At 43.1% G+C, this 636-nt stretch carries 1 protein-coding gene; it reads right to left on the reverse strand.

The window, feature by feature from the left end:
- Positions 1-636: phage integrase SAM-like domain and Arm DNA-binding domain-containing protein (locus tag KTQ90_RS13540; protein ID WP_217318852.1), on the reverse strand; the 636-nt coding region annotated here is incomplete at both ends.

Consider the following 636-nt stretch of genomic DNA (forward strand, 5'->3'; position numbering starts at 1 on the left):
ATCGTCTGAAAGGGTCTTTGACGAGCCACTCGTTATCAATCGCCCGAAAAATCATGGCACGGAGATTACGGACAAACACCATTGCGGAATTTATCTTCAGTTGCTTGTCTATTCTAAGGAATGTCTCATAGTTCGTAATAAACGGCAGGGACAATTCTTTCAAGGCAATGTCCTTTACACGATAATGCGACTGCAAAAACTCGCCCACGTAAGCACAACCGATTCTATATTTTGTGAATGTGCTCAAAGATTTCATGCCAGCCTTGTATTGTTTTTCCATTTCATCCCTGCTTTGCTCATAGACTTTCATCAAGGTATAGCAGCGATACTCCAATCCAAGAAAGGCGTTCTTAACCTTGTCGGCAGAGACAAAGTTGTCTCGATCTATTATCTCCTGATAATTCTTGCTGATACTCACACGCATTTTGTCCAGTTTGCGGTTCACCTCCAAGGCTTGCATACTTTTTCCAGTCATGCGTCCGCCCTTGGTGTCCCACAAATTGGGATTCGCAGTCATCTTGCAACTGAACTGTGCCTGTGTTCCGTCCACAGTGATACGTCCCATAACAGGAACTGTACCATCTTTCTTTACTACCTGTCTTTTGAGGTAGAAGATAATTGAAAATGTACTCTTCA

Origin of the sequence: Leyella stercorea, assembly GCF_019052365.1 — a bacterium.
GTDB lineage: Bacteria > Bacteroidota > Bacteroidia > Bacteroidales > Bacteroidaceae > Prevotella.